This window comes from Streptococcus sp. HMSC077D04, assembly GCF_001808785.1.
Taxonomy (GTDB): Bacteria; Bacillota; Bacilli; order Lactobacillales; family Streptococcaceae; genus Streptococcus; species Streptococcus mitis_BX.
This window is the reverse complement of sequence record NZ_KV794477.1, coordinates 1-380: the sequence shown is the minus strand read 5'-3', so window position 1 is coordinate 380 and position 380 is coordinate 1. Positions and strand designations below refer to the sequence as shown.

Annotated in this window: 1 pseudogene; it reads right to left on the bottom strand. The window is 37.6% G+C overall.

The features are described 5' to 3' along the window. Positions 1 to 380, bottom strand: a pseudogene (locus HMPREF2701_RS01480) (helicase); the annotation flags it as partial.

Sequence of the window (380 nt, the reverse complement as noted above, 5' to 3'; positions counted from 1 at the left end):
AAACCTGTTCCTCCTTTTTCAGTTGAGGCAAGGAGAATCCGCACCTCTCCTGCATTGACCTTTCGAGACAAACTATTCTTCTTTTCATCACTATTGGCATCATGTACAAAGGCAATTTCCTTACTAGGGATTCCTCTATCAACTAATAAAGCCTTAATCTCAGAATAAACATCAAAGCCATTGTCCTTTTTCTTAGGTGTTCCAATATCTGAAAAAATCATCTGAGTAGCCTTATTTTCCATTCCCTCACGATAAATTCTTTCAACATTATCCACTACCTGAAGCAGCTTATGATTGTCTGCTAGACTATAACTAGAGTCCAACAAACGCATATCAATAGCTAGTTTTCGTGCCTCACCTGTTATCTTTAACATGTTATC